At 46.3% G+C, this 18,512-nt stretch carries 14 protein-coding genes and 1 riboswitch; of the genes, 7 read left to right on the forward strand and 7 right to left on the reverse strand.

The annotated features are described in order from the left end of the window. Window positions 1–191: 191 nt before the first annotated feature. From GWI56_RS00950 to GWI56_RS00965, 4 genes are all read left to right on the forward strand, one after another. The gene (locus GWI56_RS00950; RefSeq protein ID WP_113939056.1) at window positions 192–731 is read left to right on the forward strand and encodes a PH domain-containing protein; all 540 of its coding nucleotides are present in this window, start codon (window positions 192–194) and stop codon (window positions 729–731) included. Between the two features lie 151 nt (window positions 732–882). Next, a complete protein-coding gene (locus GWI56_RS00955; protein WP_198571881.1) occupies window positions 883–2,157 on the forward strand; it encodes an Nramp family divalent metal transporter in 1,275 nt (424 codons plus the stop codon). Between the two features lie 140 nt (window positions 2,158–2,297). After that, window positions 2,298–2,762 carry a DUF1456 family protein gene (locus tag GWI56_RS00960; protein WP_168824742.1) on the forward strand — a complete coding sequence of 155 codons (465 nt, stop codon included), beginning with the start codon at window positions 2,298–2,300 and terminating at the stop codon, window positions 2,760–2,762. Window positions 2,763–3,031: 269 nt separating this feature from the next. Continuing rightward, on the forward strand, window positions 3,032–4,720 hold the full coding sequence (locus GWI56_RS00965) for an NAD-dependent malic enzyme (RefSeq protein WP_198571882.1): 1,689 nt from the start codon (window positions 3,032–3,034) through the stop codon (window positions 4,718–4,720). A gap of 110 nt (window positions 4,721–4,830) precedes the next feature. On the opposite strand, the gene GWI56_RS00970 is transcribed toward GWI56_RS00965, so the two are convergent. Together GWI56_RS00970 and GWI56_RS00975 are read right to left on the reverse strand one after the other, a co-directional pair. After that, window positions 4,831–5,265: a DUF3069 domain-containing protein gene (locus GWI56_RS00970; RefSeq protein ID WP_198571883.1), complete on the reverse strand. Its 435-nt coding sequence runs from the start codon at window positions 5,263–5,265 to the stop codon at window positions 4,831–4,833. A gap of 31 nt (window positions 5,266–5,296) precedes the next feature. After that, window positions 5,297–5,821, reverse strand: a complete 525-nt coding sequence (locus tag GWI56_RS00975) for a phosphatase PAP2 family protein (protein WP_113939058.1) — start codon at window positions 5,819–5,821, stop codon at window positions 5,297–5,299. 154 nt (window positions 5,822–5,975) lie between these two features. Between GWI56_RS00975 and GWI56_RS00980 the strand changes: the two genes are divergently transcribed. Continuing rightward, window positions 5,976–7,898, forward strand: coding sequence for a GGDEF domain-containing protein (locus GWI56_RS00980; protein WP_198571884.1), 1,923 nt, complete (start codon window positions 5,976–5,978; stop codon window positions 7,896–7,898). Here the strand turns inward: GWI56_RS00980 and GWI56_RS00985 are convergent. Then, complete coding sequence (locus tag GWI56_RS00985) at window positions 7,895–8,692, reverse strand: transporter substrate-binding domain-containing protein (RefSeq protein ID WP_028761670.1); 798 nt, start codon at window positions 8,690–8,692, stop codon at window positions 7,895–7,897. The two genes, GWI56_RS00980 and GWI56_RS00985, sit on opposite strands and share 4 nt — an antisense overlap. A 174-nt stretch (window positions 8,693–8,866) precedes the next feature. Here GWI56_RS00985 and queG point away from each other — a divergent pair, with 174 nt between their 5' ends. Continuing rightward, window positions 8,867–10,069: a tRNA epoxyqueuosine(34) reductase QueG gene (gene queG, locus GWI56_RS00990; RefSeq protein ID WP_198571885.1), complete on the forward strand. Its 1,203-nt coding sequence runs from the start codon at window positions 8,867–8,869 to the stop codon at window positions 10,067–10,069. Window positions 10,070–10,165: 96 nt separating this feature from the next. Here the strand turns inward: queG and metE are convergent, their stop codons facing one another. Next, a complete protein-coding gene (gene metE / locus GWI56_RS00995) occupies window positions 10,166–12,436 on the reverse strand; it encodes a 5-methyltetrahydropteroyltriglutamate--homocysteine S-methyltransferase (RefSeq protein WP_198571886.1) in 2,271 nt (756 codons plus the stop codon). A 200-nt stretch (window positions 12,437–12,636) separates the two neighbouring features. On the opposite strand from metE, the gene GWI56_RS01000 reads away from it, so the two are divergent. Further along, window positions 12,637–13,542 (forward strand): LysR family transcriptional regulator, encoded by a 906-nt coding sequence (locus GWI56_RS01000; protein WP_028761667.1) that lies wholly within the window; start codon window positions 12,637–12,639, stop codon window positions 13,540–13,542. A 78-nt stretch (window positions 13,543–13,620) separates the two neighbouring features. Here the strand turns inward: GWI56_RS01000 and GWI56_RS01005 are convergent, their stop codons facing one another. The 3 genes from GWI56_RS01005 to GWI56_RS01015 form a co-directional block, all read right to left on the reverse strand. Continuing rightward, complete coding sequence (locus tag GWI56_RS01005) at window positions 13,621–14,349, reverse strand: HDOD domain-containing protein (protein WP_105250172.1); 729 nt, start codon at window positions 14,347–14,349, stop codon at window positions 13,621–13,623. 279 nt (window positions 14,350–14,628) lie between these two features. Beyond that, window positions 14,629–16,590: a TonB-dependent receptor gene (locus tag GWI56_RS01010; RefSeq protein ID WP_198571887.1), complete on the reverse strand. Its 1,962-nt coding sequence runs from the start codon at window positions 16,588–16,590 to the stop codon at window positions 14,629–14,631. Window positions 16,591–16,698: 108 nt separating this feature from the next. Beyond that, a riboswitch (cobalamin riboswitch) is annotated at window positions 16,699–16,933 on the reverse strand. Window positions 16,934–17,067: 134 nt separating this feature from the next. Further along, on the reverse strand, window positions 17,068–18,510 hold the full coding sequence (locus GWI56_RS01015) for a hypothetical protein (RefSeq protein WP_198571888.1): 1,443 nt from the start codon (window positions 18,508–18,510) through the stop codon (window positions 17,068–17,070). Window positions 18,511–18,512 lie beyond the last annotated feature (2 nt).

An 18,512-nucleotide genomic window follows, 5' to 3' on the forward strand; every position in this document is an offset into this window, starting at 1 on the left:
ACCCTAAATTAACAATACACAAGGTAATGAGTTACAAACCAAAGTCAATGGCAGAGAAATAAAAGTTAAGCTTTTGTTACATTTGAGGCAGTGTATTTTCCTCATACGAGAATCAAAGAAGGTCTAAGCACTAAAAATTCAACCTACAAGACAAGTCGCAGTATTTGAATATCAGAATTAAAGGAAGAAATATGGAAGACAAGATTATTTATCAAGCAGAGTTTGAAACCCATTTAGGTTGGTATTGGTTGCTTTCAGGGGCCGCCTATTTCAGCCTAAGCATAATAGGTATTCCCTTGTTATTACTTTGGTTTCCAATAGGGCTGTGGGGGACTCGCCGCTATATTAACAACATGAGTGCCGAGCTCACCAGCAATAAACTTATTGTCAGGAGGGGCATATTAACTCGTACTGAAAACACTGTGCCTTTGGACAAAATTACCGATATGGCATTGATCCAAGGCCCAATTATGCGCCTATTTGGTCTGCATAAACTCACGGTAGAAACCGCAGGGCAATCGGGCGCAGGCGCATTGATAAGCTTAGTCGGCATAGTCGATGCGCCTCGATTTAGAGCCCGCGTATTAGAACAAAAAGAACGGCTTACCCAGCCCTTGCACCCAATAAGCCCATCGGCACAGCCAGATAATACGCTGTTACAAATCGTAGTCGAAATGGCTGCAAGCTTAAAACGCATTGAAACTTTACTCAGTCAAAAATTAAACAGATAAATTGAATAAAACGACTTTTAGTTCAATCACTTTACCTTTAATGTTGAGCCACTCACTTAGCGTTAGCGCGGCTTTAACATGAGCGCAGCCTTAACATGAGGGAGTGTTCGATTCCCCAGATTAATTTTCAACAGGCATTTTTAATAACGACATGACAGAATCTTCAGTAACTTCTCCTTCATCCTCTTGGATGACACACCTAACTCTCGGCATTAAAGCCATGGGCCCAGGTGTTCTTATGGCCGCCGCGGCGATTGGCGCATCCCATTTAGTCGCCTCGACTCGGGCGGGCGCCGAATTTGGTTGGCAACTAGCTTGGGTTATTCTTGGGGTGAATTTACTTAAGTATCCCTTCTTTGCAGCTGGCGCACGCTACACAGCTGCCACAGGGGAGAGTCTACTGCACGGCTACCAAAAACAGGGCCGAGGTTACTTACTGCTGTTTACTGGGCTCAATGTGATCGCCGCCATTGCCAGTACTGCAGGGGTATGCATGTTAACCGCCGCTATGTTGACCCAATTTATTCCGCTGCCCATCGATTGGTTAGCCCTGCTGGTATTGCTAAGTTCATTGGCTTTACTGATTTTAGGCCATTATCAACTCCTTGATAGACTCACTAAGATCATCATGTTCGCCCTAACCTTAACCACCTTAATTGCCGTGGCCTTAGCTTGGGATCACACTCAACCATTAGCGAGCAATTTTGCCTCTCCTTCACCTTGGCAATGGGCCCATGTGGGATTTCTGGTCGCCATGATGGGTTGGATGCCAGCCCCGATTGAAGTCAGCGCTTGGAATTCTCTCTGGTTGCTCGAAAAACAAAAAAGCCAGACAGTGACGAAAGCGCAGGCGCTGCTCGACTTTAACTTAGGCTATATCATCACTGCGATCCTCGCGATCGTGTTTTTGTCCTTGGGCGCTTTAGTGATGCATGGCAGTGGCGAACACTTTTCAGATTCCGGCGCGCAGTTTGCTAATCAATTGATTAATCTTTACAGCCAAGTGATGGGCGGCGAGAGTCGTTATCTTATTGGTATTGTGGCATTTCTGTGTATTTTCAGCACAACAGTTACAGTGATTGATGGCTATAGCCGTACCTTAGATATGGGCTGGCAGTTACTCACCTCAAAGACCAGTTCAGACAAACGCCTCACAGGGATCATGCTCGCCATCAGTGCCTTTGGCTTATTACTGATCCTCTTCTTTAAAGGTGCACTCTTACCGTTACTCGAGTTTGTGATGATCTTGGCCTTCATGACCACAGTCATTTTTGCTTGGTTAAATTACCGCTTAATGACCAGCAAACAGCTCCCCGAGGCCGATAGATACGGCACTAAGATGAAACTCCTCTCTTGGTTTGGCCTGATTTATCTACTGATTTTCGCAGCACTGTTTATCTATTGGTACAACATCATTAAAGGTTAATTGCCAGAATGTTTATGCCGGAGCAATAAATGGCCTTAACTAACTGCCATTAAATTCCCGCTGAATTCTGCAATTAAGGTGGTTTGGGTATATAATGCGGGCTCTTAAACCAGATAGCGCAGCCGCGCCAAGAGATGACCATGATTAATAATGATATTTTGCGCCGTTTGCGCTTCGTGTTTGATTTTAGCAATGCAAAAATGATTAAAATTTTTGCTAAAGCTGGAAGAGAAGTGCCTGTCGAAGAGATGATTGATCTTCTACGTAAAGAAGAGGAAGAAGGTTATAAAGCTTGTAACGACACGACCTTATGTCAGTTTTTAGATGGTCTTATCATAGAGAAGCGCGGTCTACGTGAAGGTGCAGAAATTCCAGCGCCCGTTTCACGTTTAAACAACAACCTCATCTTTAAAAAGCTGAGAGTTGCCCTCGAAATGCGTGAAGAAGACATAGTAGCAGCTTTGGCTTTAGCCGAAGTGCAAATGTCAAAATCAGAGCTAAGCGCCCTGTTCCGCAATCCAGACCACAAGAATTTTAAAGAGTGTGGCGATCAAATACTGCGTAACTTTATCCGCGGCTTATCACTTAAGTATCGCGGCGTATAACGCTAAACTTATGACATAAAACGCAGCTTAGGCTGCGTTTTTTTATATCCGTTTTTATCTACACCTGAGCTTGTTTGGATATAAACAAGACCTTAACAATTCCATCTCAACAACCTCAGAAATCCTGTTTAAAACAGCTGACTTTTTTACTGCTGCAAAAAAAACCACAAATACCTCGTTCCACGGACAACAAAGATCACATTTCATGATAACCTTACGTGACTTACAGCACGTATTGACCACTTAAACAATAACTCAAAAGGTTACCCATGGACGATAATAAACGCCCCCTCTATCTTCCGTTTGCAGGACCTGCCATTCTTGAAGCCCCACTGATTAACAAGGGCAGTGCATTTTCTGAAGAAGAGCGTATTTTCTTTAACCTCGAAGGCTTAGTCCCCTATGCCATTGAAACGATTGAGGAGCAGGCTTCTCGCGCCTACGATCAATTTAGAAGTTTCAATAACGACTTAGATAAGCACATTTACCTACGTAATATCCAAGACACAAACGAGACCTTATTTTATCGTTTAGTGCAAAATAACATCAGCGAGATGATGCCCATCATCTATACGCCGACTGTAGGTTTAGCTTGTGAACGTTTCTCGAAAAACTATCGCCGCAACCGTGGTTTGTTTATCTCCTATCCGAACAAAGATAGGATCGATGACATCCTCAATAACTCGACTCGTCAAAAAGTTAAAATTATCGTAGTCACTGATGGTGAACGTATTTTAGGTCTTGGCGATCAAGGTATTGGCGGCATGGGGATCCCTATCGGTAAGCTGTCACTCTACACTAGCTGTGGCGGTATCAGTCCAGCTTATACCCTGCCTATCACCTTAGACGTAGGCACAGATAATCCGCAGTTGTTAGAAGATCCTATGTATATGGGCTGGCGCCATCCGCGTATCGGTGGCGAAGAATACGCCGAGTTTATCGAAGCCTTTATGCAAGCCGTCCACGTGCGTTGGCCGGATACTTTGATCCAGTTCGAAGACTTTGCCCAAAAGAATGCCATGCCGATCCTAGAGCGTTATAAGGATCGCTATTGCTGCTTTAACGATGATATTCAAGGTACTGCTGCGGTTGCCGTTGGTTGCTTGCTCGCCGCGTGTAAGGCTGCGGGCACTGAATTGAATCAACAACGTATCGCCTTCCTTGGTGCTGGTAGTGCCGGTTGCGGTATTGCCGAAGCTATCGTGGCACAAATGGTGTCTGAAGGGATCAGCGACGAGCAAGCTCGCACTCAAGTGTGTATGGTTGACCGTTGGGGCTTATTGCTCGACAACATGCCTAACCTGTTGCCATTCCAGCAAAAATTGGCGCAGAAATGCACCAACATCCAAAATTGGAGCAATTTCAGCGACAATATTTCACTGCTCGATGTGGTTAACAACGCCAAGCCGACAGTGCTGATTGGGGTATCTGGCGTTCCAGGACTCTTCACCGAAGAAATCATCCGTGCTATGCACAGCCATTGTGCTCGGCCGATTATTTTCCCTATGTCGAACCCCACCAGTCGCGTAGAAGCGACACCGAAGGACATTTTGCATTGGACCTCAGGTCAAGCACTCGTCGCTACGGGCAGCCCATTCGAACCTGTGGTTGTCGATGGTGAAACCTATGAAATAGCCCAGTGCAACAACAGCTTTATCTTCCCAGGTATTGGCTTAGGCGTATTAGCTTCAGGCGCACGCCACGTATCCGATGCCATGTTGATGGCTTCAAGTCGCGCACTTGCCGAATGTTCGCCACTGGCAATCGATGGTACAGGTCCACTACTGCCTAAACTCGAAGATATCCATGCGGTGAGTAAGCATATTGCTTTCGCCGTAGGTAAAGTCGCAGTTGAACAAGGGTTAACGCTGCCAATGAGCGATGAGATCTTACAGCAGTCGATTGAAGGCAATTTCTGGAATCCAGAATATCGCCGCTACAAACGCACTTCGTTCTAAGCATAGCGTTGCAAAGCAGCTTTAGCTAAGCGTTTGTGCCAACAAAAAGCCCGTCACTGCAAAGTGACGGGCTTTTTGATTTTCAGACTCAGCGCTTATTTCAATAAAAACTAAGGCGCCATTACCTGTTTAAAGCTATTAAGCAAAGCGCGATCGGTACGTGCTTTTTTCAATTTGCGTAGACTTTCTTTGAGCGATTCATCGGCTAAGCGCGTAAAAATGCCATTATATTCTTGCTCTTGGATTGCACTATCGGTATCGGCTTGCTCAGAAATTTCTTGGGCGACACGACTCAATTGTAACCAAGCATTAGCAATATAGAAACCGTGGAATGCGGCTTGTTCCATTAGATTACGCGCACTGGCAGGTAAAGATGTCCAAGCTTGGCTAAATTTACCTTCCCTGTCTTCCAATAGTTCGGCACACAAACCTTGGTACGCTGCTAATAAGTCACCCGGTAATTTCGCCATTGGTAACACTTTATTCGCAACATTGTAAGAAATCTGCTCGGCAGTTTCGCGGTAAACAGCTGATAATTCGCTCATAAAAATCTCGATTCGCATCCCAAAAATAGTCTTAAAACTGACCACTCACATATAAACCATAAACGCCGTTACCCGCAATCGGCGTAACTGTAATCCCCTCATAGGGTTGAGTAAAATACCAACCCGCCAGCGCTCCAATCGCCGCGCCAGCTAACACATCCTCGAGGTAATGCTGGTCGCTCGCCACTCGGGTATAGCCCACATAAGATGCGGCAACATAGGCAGGTAAACCATATTGCCAACCATAGCGCTGCTGAATAAACGTCGCCGCCATAAAGCTGTCTGAGGTATGACCCGATGGAAACGAATCATCGCCACTATCGTCTGGCCTGTCTTTACTCACACCATACTTAAGACCTTCAACAATTAACCGACTCGACACCGCTGCCTGAATTAACTGCCAACTACCATCATAACCCTCTTCATAAAACAAGGTCGCACCCATCGCAGTAGCGGGTAATAATAAATGCAATACATCGCCAGAGGTTTCTAAATCTGAGCCTGCCCAACTAGTGCCACTCATCATGAATAATGCAGCACAGAGTAATTTCTTCAAGGGTGATTCCTTTGTGGGATAATAACCAAGGCGGAGTTTATACCTTGATCATTAACCGAATGCAAAATTGCTATACATCTATATTAAAAATGAGCAAACAAGTTATGCTAAGCTAATAATTAGCTATTGATTTTAATTCGAACAGGAATCTTTTTTGCTACATCAACTTAGGTATTTATCATTCTCCTTATTGCTGCTTCTACTGCCGCTCAGCAACGCTATGGCAGAAGAAAAGACTCAGGTTGATAAAATATTTGCAAGATTTGAAAGCGGCGTCCCTATGACCCGTGAAGAAATCGAAAGCAATCTAGTGTTATTAAGCAAACTAATTTCGACTGACGATGTCACCCGTCATGAAAAGCTGCAACTGCTTAAATGCTGGGATCAGAATACAGAAAACGACACCGCTATTGCACTGGCACTTAAAAATACTAACCAAACACTGAGCAATATTCCGCCAACCGCCTCTCCCCATTTCATTACCGACCTTACGCTCTGCCGCTCTTGGTTTCTGCAATTAAGTGGTGACATGGATGGCGCGATGGAAGGCTATAATCTCAGTGTTAAACGTGCCTATGAGCATGAAGACCTTAAGCTAATCGCCGACTCGCGCAGCATTCGCGGCGCACTTTACTCTTATATTGGCGATTTTTCTGCGGCATTAGACGATCTCGTCACAGCGCAAGATCTCTATGAATCACTCAATTTAAGCGGTTGGGCTAACATTAACCTTGCCGATGTTGCTACCAGTTTTAGACGTTATGGCGATCCCCAAAGTGCAATCCGCTATTACACCAAACTCAAAGCTCTCTATCTAAAAAACAATAACCAAGAACAGGCAATGTATGTCAACTCAGACATTGGCCTTGCCTTAGATGAACTCGGTGAACATCAACAGGCCGTAGATAATTTCTTAGTAAGTTATCAATACTTCAAGGAACATCAGCAGGAAAAAGTGGTAGCAACTATGGCAACGAATATTGCCTACAGCTTAATAAAACTCAATCGTCTAACCGAAGCCGAAAAGTATTTAATCGAAGCCGATACTGTTATTAATGAAAAAGATCTGACCGATTACAGCTTCATGAAGCTATTTATGGCCGATATAAAGTTTCAACAAGCTCGCTATAAAGAGGCGCTTACCGAACTGGAGCAAGGGGAAAAAGCCTTTCGCACTCTGCAGAATAATCGGGGACTCACTCAACTGCTGCAGCTTAAAAGTAACATATATGTGGCTATGAATGATTTATCTGCCGCCTACGGAGCACTGCAAGAATTTGTTACCCTAACAAAAAAAGTCGATGGCAATTCTCTCTCCCATCATACGACAGAATTAAAGGTCAAGTTTGATACCAGTCGGATTGAATCTGAAAATCAACGCTTGATTGAAAACCAAAACCTTAAAGAACAAGAGCTCGCGCTACTCGAAAAGAACAAATCACTGCAACACATTATCCTATTACTAGCGGGCTTTATCCTGACGATAGTGTCTATATTCGCTTATAAACAAGTACATAGAAATCGCCAACTGCAAGTTATTGCCCTCACGGATTACCTTACCAAACTCCCTAATCGTCGGCATATTTATGCCCAAGCCGCGAAATATTTTCAGCAAGCCTTAAAACATCAAAGCCCTTTTTCAGTGATTATTTTTGATGCGGATCACTTCAAAAAAATCAACGATAACTTCGGCCATGAATTAGGCGATCGCGCCCTTATGACCATTGCAAATGCAGGCCGAACCTTATCGGGTAATAAAGACCTCGTTGGCCGCATCGGTGGTGAAGAGTTTTTAATCCTATTGCCTAACACAGATGCCACAGGTGCGTTAGCGCTGGCGCATCAATTGCAGAACCATATTAGCCGCCTTAGCGCACAGAATTTACCAGCAGAACTCAAATTGACCGTTAGCGCTGGTGTCGCCACTTTAGAACCACAAAATAATACGGAAGATGCATATCAAGATAAAGATTTTGCCACCTTGCTAAAGCGGGCCGACAATGCTCTTTATGAGGCTAAAAATGCGGGCAGAAATTGTGTGAAATCAGCCAAGAATGAGGCTTTAAGAGAGGTTTAAACGGCCTTATGCCAAAACACTTGATGTTGTAATGGCGGTGGCAAAGTGCCAAACCATGTCTGATACAAACGACTAAATTCACCTGAATCTTTCATTTTCTCAAGCTCTGTTTGCCAACTGATAACGGTTGCCGCCGACGTCCCTTTAGAAAAAGCTAAATAGAGATTAATCTCCGATACTACAAACACTTGGCGGATATCTGTCTCACTCGCACCCACTTCTTCGAGTATCTGCTTTACCGCAAGATCCGCCTGGCACCAAAAACGAATTCGAGAAAACAGCAACTGTTTCGCCGATTGCTGCGGAAAACTCGCCACCAGCAAATTATCCACGCCCGCTTGTTGTAGCAACTGCGCACCCGCCGATTCCCGATAAACCCCCACAATATCTGTCGATTGAAGTTCAGCAAGTTGATCGAGAGCGATAGGATCTGCCGCCCTTGCGTACAATGCAATTTTGCTGGTCGCAATAGGACCGATAAAATCAAACTGCTCAGCTCGCTCATCATTAATTGACGTAGCAAAAAGTAAAACGTTCGCAGAGGTATTGGCAATCGAATACGCCCGAGCCCAAGGTAGCACATCGATTTTTTCACTCTGACCCAGTCTCGATTGCAAGGTATTGACTAAGTCCACCGCAAAACCTTGCGGCACACCATTTTGCTCGTAACTCATGGGAGGCCAAGCTTCGGTCACCAATTTCAACTTGTCAGGCGCCGCAAAAACAAGATTAGGCATCAGGCCTAATAAGCTCATCGCAAGAAAACACGCCCTAAGGGGAAACGCACTCAGCATACGAATACCAAACGATAAACATTAGACCTAATCATAGACTCAATCCCAACAGCAAATAAACAAATACCCCAAAGAAAATATCGCCTCACGCCCCCTTCTGAGTAAACTCGTCCTCAATAAGTGAAAACTGCTATCATATTGCCACCTAGCCAAGAGCCTCGCTGCCATCAATTCATGTCAACTTTAGCCAATCAAACCCCAAGCCAATCCTATGCCAGCATGCTGTCGCGGCTCGCTCTGCAAATTAAAACGTGGGGAAAAGCACTCGGATTTGCGCAGGTTGGCATTTGCGATACGGATTTAACCGCTGAAGAAGCCAAACTCCAAGCATGGCTAGACAAAGGTTTTCATGGCGAAATGGCCTATATGGCTACCCATGGCATGATGCGCGCTCGCCCGCAAGAACTGCATCCGGGCACAGTGCGGGTGATCTCCGTACGGATGGACTATTTACCACCCGAAGCTGGCTTTGCAACGAATCTCACCGATCCCAACTTAGGTTATATTTCCCGTTATGCCGGAGGTCGCGACTATCACAAGTTGATCCGCGCTCGACTTAAAAAGCTGGGAGATCAAATCAGTGCAGAGTTAGTTTCTCTCGGTTTCGATGCTGCTGACTTTCGCCCCTTTGTTGACTCAGCCCCTGTACTTGAGCGCCCCCTAGCCGAAAAAGCCGGTATAGGCTGGACAGGTAAACACTCACTCATACTCAACCATGAGGCTGGCAGTTGGTTCTTTTTAGGTGAGCTACTGATCAATTTGCCTCTACCTGTGGATATTCCCATTCAAGAAGGATGTAACACTTGTGTCGCCTGCATCACCTCCTGCCCAACGGGTGCAATCGTAGAACCTTATGTGGTCGATGGCAGACGCTGTATTTCCTATCTCACCATTGAACTGCAGGGCGCTATTCCTGAAGAATTTAGGCCACTCATGGGCAATCGCATCTATGGCTGCGATGATTGCCAACTCGCGTGTCCCATCAATCGCCAAGCGCCGCTGACTGAAGAAACTGACTTTCATATTCGTCCGCAGTTAAAGCAGCCTGACCTTCTCAGCCTTTTTGCTTGGAGCGAGGCCGAGTTTCTTAAACAAACTGAAGGCAGCGCCATTCGCCGCATTGGGCATAAACGTTGGCTACGTAATATTGCAGTAGCACTGGGTAACGCTCCCGCAAGCACAAGCATTATTGCCGCACTTAACGCCCGCAATCACAGCGAAGATATCGATGGGATAGTGCGTGAGCATATTGAATGGGCGCTTAATGCCCAGCAATCGCGCCTTGCTGAAAGCGCTGCAACTGAACAACAAAAAGCCCGCCGCAAAACTGAGCGCATGGTGCGCATTATCGAAAAAGGCTTACCGCGAGATGCTTAAGTTAGCCGGCAAGCAATAAACAACAACGGATGCATAAGCATCCGCTGTTACTAACTCAATAAACTCAGTAAAAAAATATTTCACTCAAGCATAATATTAACCAAGGCGGCGACGTAGTTCACGGGTAGCATCGACCATGTTTTTCAGTGCGGGTTCAACTTCATCCCAAGTACGGGTTTTTAGGCCACAATCTGGGTTGACCCACAGCTGACGTACGGGCACTTTTTGCGCCGCTTTCTCGATTAAGTGCACCATGGCCTCCACACTTGGGGTGTTTGGCGAATGAATGTCATACACACCGGGGCCAATTTCATTTGGATATTCAAAATCTTCGAAGGCATTGAGTAACTCCATCCGTGAACGCGAAGTCTCGATAGTGATCACATCGGCATCCATGGCGGCAATCGCAGCAATCGTGTCGTTAAACTCGCTGTAACACATGTGGGTGTGGATTTGAGTCTCATCAGTCACGCCAGCAGCGCTGAGTTTAAAGGCATTAACCGCCCAATCTAAATAGGTTTGCCACTCACTTTGTTTTAATGGCAGACCTTCACGGAAGGCGGGCTCATCGATTTGTATAATGCCAATACCGGCATTTTGTAAGTCCACCACTTCATCACGAATCGCCAGCGCCAGCTGAGTCGCAATCACATCGCGGCCGATATCTTCACGGGCGAATGACCAATGCAGAATCGTCACAGGGCCAGTCAGCATGCCTTTTACAGGCTTGTCGGTGAGACTTTGGGCAAACTCGGCCCAATCAACCGTCATCGCCTTTGGACGACTAACATCACCATAGATCAACGGTGGCTTAACACAGCGTGAACCATAACTTTGCACCCAACCATTTTTGGTAAAGCCAACGCCCGCAAGCTGCTCACCAAAGTATTCCACCATATCGTTGCGCTCGGCCTCACCATGAACCAGTACATCGATACCGAGTTTAAGCTGGCGGTCGATAGTATCGCGGGTGACTTGCTGCAATTGCTCTGTATATTGTGCATCACTCAGATCGCCCTTGCGCCAACGACTGCGTAGTCCACGGATTGCTGGTGTTTGTGGGAAGGAGCCAATGGTGGTGGTCGGCAACAGAGGTAAACGGTATTTCTGCTGCTGCACTGCTTGGCGTACGGTGAAATCACTGACGCGCTCATAATCGGCAGATGTCAACGCGGCAACGCGGGCAATCACTTGACTGTCGGCAGCCTGCGCTTTCGCCTCACGGCGTGCCAAACAGGTTTGCACAATCTCTTTTACCGCGGCCGATTCAGGTGCCAGTAGCAATTGGCGCACATTGGCCAGTTCGAGTAATTTTTGCTTCGCAAACGCGAGTTGTTGACGCAGCGCAGGCTCAAGTGTGGCTTCCACCTCTAAATCCACAGGGCTGTGCAGGAGTGAGCAAGAAGTACCGATCCACAAGCGATCTCCGAGATCACGGGCAACCGCGCCTATGCGTTCGGCAATTAAATCCGCCTCTGCCGCCCACACGTTGCGGCCATTGACCACACCCACCGACAAAATTTGATCTTGACCAAGCGCATTGGCAAAGACTGCCAATTGATCCGGCGCTGTGACTAAATCGACATGCAAACCCGCGACCGGCAAGGCCGATACCAGCGCTTGATGGTGTGCGATACCGCCGTAATAACTGGTAAGAAGGATCTTCACCTTCGTAATGCTGAGGGCTTGATACGCCTCAGTGATCGCCGCTTGCCATTCGCCATCCAATTCCAATGCGAGAATGGGCTCATCGAGCTGTACCCATTGCACTCCCTGAGCAGCAAAACGCGCCAAAATGTCAGCATAAGCAGTTAATAAATTGGGTAATAAGCTTAACTTATCAAACTCTTGGCCCACAGTTTTAGCTAGGTACAAGTAGCTAACAGGACCGAGTAGCACAGGTTTGGCTTTATAGCCTAGTGCTTGCGCTTCGCTGACTTCATCAAAAAACTGCTCATAGGCAATCGAAAACTCTTGGTTTTGGCTGAGCTCAGGTACCAGATAGTGATAGTTAGTATTGAAATACTTGGTCATTTCAGAGGCTGGCGCATCTTGGCCCGTTGGCGCTCTGCCGCGGGCAACACGGAATAAAGTATCGAGATCGATTGCCCCTTCACCACGATGACGATCAGGAATGGCATTTAAAGTCGCGCTTAAGGTCAGCACTTGATCATAAAAGGCAAAATCACCTACGGGAACTTGCTCAATGCCAGCAGCAGCTTGCCACTGCCAATGGGTGCGGCGAAGTTCACTCGCCACTTCACGTAATTCCGCCTGAGTGCTCTCACCACGCCAGTATTTTTCTAAGGCAAATTTCAATTCACGACGACGCCCAATACGGGGAAACCCAAGACTATTTAATTGCATACTCTATCTTCCTTTATTTGAGATAAGCCACATTCGGCACTTGCACCCACCAGATTGTTTTCTCTTAGCACTTTTCAGCACTTCAGCCTTGATAAATAACAATGGGCGTCTGGACGTCTAGAAGTTTATTGTGTTAGTCTCTATTCCAGCAACCGAATTGATTTCAAGCACAACATGAGCGAAATTCACTTGGAGTGAACATGATCGAACTAAGACACCTGCGAACCTTAATGGCCCTGAAAGAAAGCGGCAGTTTGGCGGGCGCAGCCAAAAAACGTTTTGTCACTCAATCCGCCCTCTCCCACCAGATTAAGGAGTTGGAGCAAAGGATTAACTCGCCCATTTTTGTGCGTAAGAGTAAGCCACTGTCATTCACCCAAGAAGGTGCACGCCTGCTGCATCTGGCCGAAGAGATTTTGCCTAAGGTGTTAGAAACCGAGACAGATTTGAAGAATGGGCTGGAAACCGAAACTAATCAGTTGCGTGTCGGCATTGAGTGTCATAGCTGTTTTCGCTGGTTAATGCCTGTAATGGAGCAATTTAGGCAAGATCATCCAACTGCCGAGTTAGACTTGTCGAGCCGCCACTTGTTCGACTCGCTCAATGCCTTAGAAATGGGTGAACTGGATATTGTATTAACCTCAGATCCTGTGCCTGGGCATTCACTCGCCTACCAGCATTTATTTGATTTTGAAGTGAAGTTAGTGGTTGCAAAAGATCATCCTCTAGCAAAAGAAGCCTATGTCACCCCTAAGCAATTAGCACACTTGCCTATTATCAGTTATCCAGTGCCATTGACGCGTTTAGACATTTATCGCCACTTTTTAGAACCTGCGGGCATAGAGGCGGGCGAGCAAAAAACCTGTGATTTAACCATGATGTTATTGCAACGCATCGCCTGTAAAGACGGCATAGCCGCACTGCCAAGTTGGTCGATTAATGAAGGACATGGACTGAGTCTCGCTACGGTGAAACTCGGCCAAGAAGGTCTAAAACGACCGCTATTTGGTGCCTATCGCCGCCACAGTGCTAACTCTGCATTGATCCAAAATTGGTTACAACTGGTGGCGAGGGAAGGTTTATCCCGCCAGCAGAAGACGAATTAATGCGGGTGACATAGAGTAAAAAGCCTGCGAATGCAGGCTTTTTATTGAGTCAAATGACTATTTCATAGCATCGACAAATTACAGCGGATTCATCAACAATCCACGCATAGACAAGACACGGCGCAGTATCAACCCTGATGAATTAGGATTACGGGTCTGACGCAAATTATGGGCGATCATAAATTCTTGACGCAGATCCTGATCGAGATCTAACGCCTCGAACGCTTCGATGGTTAAGGTCTGTTGTTGATTATCAATCAATGACTTAATCACACTTAAAGGAAATGACTGTTCGGCATTAGCATTTAAATAGGCAAATGCGGTCAGTGCGATAATTTGGCCGAACACACTGAATAGAGCTAAGGTTTGTACTTCGTCAGCATCAACCTCCACACCTTCCATATCCGCTAAGCTATCTACCGCATCCGTTGCAATATCTTCAGTCAGCTTCCAATAACCTTGGACCAACTTTTTATAGGGCTGTGGCAGTTCATCGAGGCGTTCTTTTAAATAGAACGTAAAGGCGTAGCGATAGATATTAACTTGACCTAAGCGGATCAAAGCTTCTTTCAACGAGCGAGTTTTGTGATTTTCCACTACAGCAGCCTGTGCGGAATTACTGCGCATAAGCATGTGCGCTGCCAATGCGGGATCGCTCGAGATAATGTCAATCACATTACGAATGTCGCCTTCAGCAAGGATCGCTTTTTTGAGTGGAATTAGAATCCCTCGGCGGCCAATCACTTGCTCTTCGTTCGCTATGATAGCTCTAACTTGAGTAAAAACCTGTTGCTCAAGATCAGTCATAAGACACTTTACACCTGTTTATTAACAATAAGATGATTCGGTTACAGCTCACATCATACCTAAAATACTAAGAATTTCAGCCATAAACAGCAGAGTAAAATATAAATTACTCCTATTTAGTAATGACTGCCCGCTAACACTATAGATAACGACAATTAAACCACTCTACTAAAACGATATTCAAGACTATACCTATTTTAAGATTTATTCTTTGAACTCAGCGTAAAAAATAAAAAGCCAGACTGAGTCTGGCTTTGTTATTAAATAGCTCATTAATATTTAGAAGCGGTAGCCCACAGTGAAACGAATATCACGGCCTCGACCAGAATAGTAACTATCCCCCCAATCGCCACCGTAATAACCTGCACTGACATAATCTTTATCGAATACATTATCGATACGCAGACTGGCAAGCCAAGCATCACGATTATAATTCAAGGCTAAATTACCAAGCACGTAACTTGCTAGCTTATCACCTTGATTAGCGTTATCGCCTTCGATAAAACGATCCCCCGTGTAGATAGCTTCGGCAAATACTTGGAAATGCTCAGCAAAATCCATGCTGACATAACCGCGTCCAGTGTGTTTTGCCACCCAAGAAAGCTCTTTGCCATCGTTAGCACCATCGGTAAATTCGGCGTCGGTATAGTTATATTCCAGCCCTAGCTGCAGCGCTTTAGTGATCTGCCAATCCCAATCGGCACCCGCGCCATAACGACGAGAAGCGTCGGCATTAACGTTTGCACCGTTGAAATTTCCACCTATGGGTTTAACTGCACTCGAGTCATAAACAATTTCATCCTCTAAATCGAGACGATATAGGCTGACTCGCAGGGTTTGACTAGCGACAGCCCAATCCCAACCCGCCTCATAGGAACGGCCTGTTTGCGGCTTTAAGCCAAATACGCCCGGCGATGTATAAGCTTGCTCATCCACTTTGGCAAAACGGAAGTTATCATCAGCGCGCACATAGAGTCTGTGCTCCGCAGTTGGGCGGTAATTTAAACCCAGTTCGAATGCGTGGGCATTTTCGTCTAAATCCATGCCATTAGGATAAACATTGCCATCGACTAACTCATCGGTCACCCGCGCATATCGTCCACCCACAACGTAACTTAAAGTATGGCTTAAAGGCACTGTAGCTTGTAGATAGGCGCTTTGCATTTGCTGCACATTACTGCGCGCCATAGTGTCAAAATCAGCCTTGCCACGGCTGATGTCTAAACCTGTGACTAGGTTTAGCTCGCCTTGACGCGTACTGTAATTCGCTAACGCTTTAGGGCTAAACATTAACAGTGAGCGTGTGTTATGGCTGTTCGCCCCCCAATTAAGAGAAGACACCAAGGTATCGCTGTAATCTAAATCCGCCGCCAGCGCCCAGTTTTGATTAAGCTGATGCTGGTAACCCGTTCGCGCCGCAGTGGTCATCTCGTGGGCATACTCTACCTTATTTGATGAAGCACGGGGATCGTCTTTAAATTGCTTTTCAGTAAGCGAGCCCGGATTTTCACGATCGTTATCGTAGTAGCTGGTTTCAACAAAGAACGAGTCTGTGGCTGTTTTATATTGAATGCGGCCAAGAATAGAGCCGGTTTCGTTGGCATTATGCTGGCGATAGTTGTCACCTTGGTTGTAACTACCGGTGAAAAAGTAACGCCAATCTTTGTTGATCGCGCCAGACACATCACCACGACCTTCATAGGTATCAAAGCTACCGCCAGATAACTGCACGCTGCCGCCAGTATTTTCAGGGGACTTAGTGACAATATTAATCACCCCGCCCACGGCTTGATCGCCATAAAGTACACCTGCACTACCCGATAAAATTTCAATACGATCCACTTGATTAAGCGGAATGGCATTAAGGCTAGGTGCGGCGATATCGATATTATTGAGACGACGACCATCAAGTAAAATCAGCGTGTTATTAACGGCAGTGCTGGCGCTAAAACCGCGCATCGCAAAGCTAGTGCCAATATTGTTATCCGAAATTTGAATACCGCTTTGACCACGTAAGACGTCGGTCAAATTAGTCGCGCCACTCATTTCTATCGCAGCGGCATCAATCACATTCACATTGGCGGCAATATTTAACGGGGTCTTATCAGAGCGGCCGATCACGACAAGATGCTCGTCAACTTTAGCTGTGCTGGTATCGTCAGCCGCCATAACGGGTGCGATAATTGAAAAACTGCATAGGCTGCCGATCAGTAGCGCGATTTTTGTTGGATTTGTTCCCATTTTACCTTTAACTCCTGCAAGGAAAACGGGGCATTGACGCCACGATACCGTTAATTCAGTCGTAAATACTGACGGTGATTATCGCATTTTGAGATCTGCCCACCGAAATCTCAAAAACACCTTTAGGGCCGGTCTCCGGACTTAGGCTATGTTAATCCATTAAAGTTAGATTAACGCGAGACTGACCTTTCACATTCTGACTTTCGGGTTCAGTCTTGAACACACCAATCAAACGCGGTCTTCTCTCACCTTTTACCGTTGCGGGGGCAGTGCCAGAATTTCACTGGCTTCCCGATTATCTCACGACACTATCATCGTAAGCACCACAGAAGGTTGACTCAAAATTAGGTTCAAAGGGCGTACAATCTGTTAACGCCCAACAAGGCTCAGGGCATATCAGACCTGAGCGCGCGCATTATAGACGTCTATACGGATGAAAGTCCATTAATCTCAAGTGAGCGAGAAAACTCACATGAGCTAGAAAACACCATCCCAGTTTTTTGCCGCAGGTTTTGGTCTGTCTTTGCTCAAAATCGCCTGACGCTGCTCAGGGGTTTCGCATTGGGCAACGGGGGTAAAATCCAGCGGTTTAATCACTAACGAGTCAGCAGGTTGCACTGGCGACTTGTCGAACATGGGTAAATTCATCGACCAAGAGACCAGCTCCCCCTTTTCACTGATGCCAACATAACCGTCATTTGCGCCATCTAACCAAGTGAGACGTGGAATACGTGCAATCAACTTCTCCACATTTTCACGGTTGGCGCGATAACCAACAGGCACCACTTTGCCATCGGGACGCGTAAACACAAAGGAGGCAGGCCCTCGAGTAATGACGCTGCCTTCCTGCCAATATTTATCAAGAATCTCTTGGGCATAGTGAAACCCAAACATATGAGCGTAATCAGTATCGTCGGCCACTATTTGCGGCACGGCCTTATCCCGCAGTAATAAAAAGCCTGAGCCAATGCTGATAATCTCTTTTACCCCTGTGATATTGGTTTTTTTAATCCAATCGACACCACAGTTAATCCCGTCGCCCCAAAAATGCGCATCCCCCGTAGGGCTTAAAATCGCAAAGGCACAATTGTTTGCCGTCATACTCGCCACATCCTTTAAGGCGCTGCGGATCGAGTAAGCATCACTGCGCCAGCCCCAACTCACCACAGTGCCGTCCTTTTTCAAGGCGGCATAGGTGTGTTGAAAATATTCGATCTTCGCTACCTCCGTAAGCTGCGGGAGTAACTTTTTCATATTGGTCGACTCTTCAACCTGCCCCCAAATCACAGCACTGCCCTCTTTTTTGAGGGCGACAAAACTGCGACCTCTGGCAAAGATATCGACAACATCAACTAATTGATCCTGCACATGTAAGCTACTGCCGCCGTAGGGGCCATAACCCCAAGTGTGTACCTTGCCATTGGCATCAAGGGCCGCAATGGCCTCTTGATTAGCGAACAACTTGGTAATATTGGTCATGCGGTTTTGCAGGGCTTTGTCGAGGCTATATTTCCCCGCATTGCCCCAGTACACCACAGTGCCATCTTGACGTAGCGCGGCAAACCCGTCCTTAACTGGGACGATTTGCTTAACTTGCTTAAGCTGCTCCGTTACTTCCCGGCTATCACCACCAGCATAACTGTCGCCCCAAGTGATCACCTCACCAGATTGTGTTAACGCCGCAAAGGCCGAACTGTTGGTGACTACAGTCTCGACTGCGGATAAATCACAGGGAATATGGCGATACTGTGGACTCGGATTTTCCTTAAGTTGGAGCAATTTGCCGTTATCAAACTGCAATAAGGATTCCTTATCATTTTCGAACACGGTTAAGGGTTTCGGCTGACTACAAGCCGTTAATTGCAGGGCGATTAAAACTGACACGAATGCCAAAGGGCGAGGAATTGAATAAGACTGCATAA

This window comes from Shewanella sp. DW31, from assembly GCF_015767295.1.
Taxonomy (GTDB): domain Bacteria; phylum Pseudomonadota; class Gammaproteobacteria; order Enterobacterales; family Shewanellaceae; genus Shewanella; species Shewanella oncorhynchi.

What these genes read in the sequence shown, in the direction of transcription:
- GWI56_RS00950 (WP_113939056.1), top strand. Translation starts at nt 192, where the DNA reads ATGGAAGACAAGATTATTTATCAAGCAGAGTTTGAAACCCATTTAGGT.
- GWI56_RS00955 (WP_198571881.1), top strand. Translation starts at nt 883, where the DNA reads ATGACAGAATCTTCAGTAACTTCTCCTTCATCCTCTTGGATGACACAC.
- GWI56_RS00960 (WP_168824742.1), top strand. Translation starts at nt 2,298, where the DNA reads ATGATTAATAATGATATTTTGCGCCGTTTGCGCTTCGTGTTTGATTTT.
- GWI56_RS00965 (WP_198571882.1), top strand. Translation starts at nt 3,032, where the DNA reads ATGGACGATAATAAACGCCCCCTCTATCTTCCGTTTGCAGGACCTGCC.
- GWI56_RS00970 (WP_198571883.1), bottom strand. Translation starts at nt 5,265, where the DNA reads ATGAGCGAATTATCAGCTGTTTACCGCGAAACTGCCGAGCAGATTTCT.
- GWI56_RS00985 (WP_028761670.1), bottom strand. Translation starts at nt 8,692, where the DNA reads ATGCTGAGTGCGTTTCCCCTTAGGGCGTGTTTTCTTGCGATGAGCTTA.
- queG (WP_198571885.1), top strand. Translation starts at nt 8,867, where the DNA reads ATGTCAACTTTAGCCAATCAAACCCCAAGCCAATCCTATGCCAGCATG.
- metE (WP_198571886.1), bottom strand. Translation starts at nt 12,436, where the DNA reads ATGCAATTAAATAGTCTTGGGTTTCCCCGTATTGGGCGTCGTCGTGAA.
- GWI56_RS01000 (WP_028761667.1), top strand. Translation starts at nt 12,637, where the DNA reads ATGATCGAACTAAGACACCTGCGAACCTTAATGGCCCTGAAAGAAAGC.
- GWI56_RS01005 (WP_105250172.1), bottom strand. Translation starts at nt 14,349, where the DNA reads ATGACTGATCTTGAGCAACAGGTTTTTACTCAAGTTAGAGCTATCATA.
- GWI56_RS01010 (WP_198571887.1), bottom strand. Translation starts at nt 16,590, where the DNA reads ATGGGAACAAATCCAACAAAAATCGCGCTACTGATCGGCAGCCTATGC.
- GWI56_RS01015 (WP_198571888.1), bottom strand. Translation starts at nt 18,510, where the DNA reads ATGCAGTCTTATTCAATTCCTCGCCCTTTGGCATTCGTGTCAGTTTTA.